We start from the raw sequence: 206 nt of genomic DNA, 5'->3' as shown, positions 1-206 counted from the left end.
TGGTTGCTGTTACGGTTTTGCTGGCTCCGTTCCAGGAAAGCACAGCTCCTTGCGCCTCAAACAACTGACGCATAGGGACGAGCGTTGTCCCGTCTAGCAGTAGCGGTTGGGCAGGAAGCCCAAGCGGGCGGTCATCCACATAAACGGTTGTTACTGGAGTTAGCGGCGCCGACTTGGCGTAAGACGGGGTTGCTTGCAGCAGTGAT

General features: G+C 57.3%; 1 protein-coding gene. It reads right to left on the bottom strand.

Annotation, left to right across the window (positions count from 1 at the left end; all coding sequences use genetic code 11):
• A partial coding sequence (locus tag A372_RS32710) for a stalk domain-containing protein (protein ID WP_036702705.1) occupies positions 1–206 on the bottom strand: 206 nt, incomplete at both ends.

This window comes from Paenibacillus sp. OSY-SE (assembly GCF_000283315.1).
Classification (GTDB): domain Bacteria; phylum Bacillota; class Bacilli; order Paenibacillales; family Paenibacillaceae; genus Paenibacillus_B; species Paenibacillus_B profundus.
Note: the sequence above shows the minus strand (reverse complement) of the source record. Positions and strands in the feature narration are given on the sequence as shown.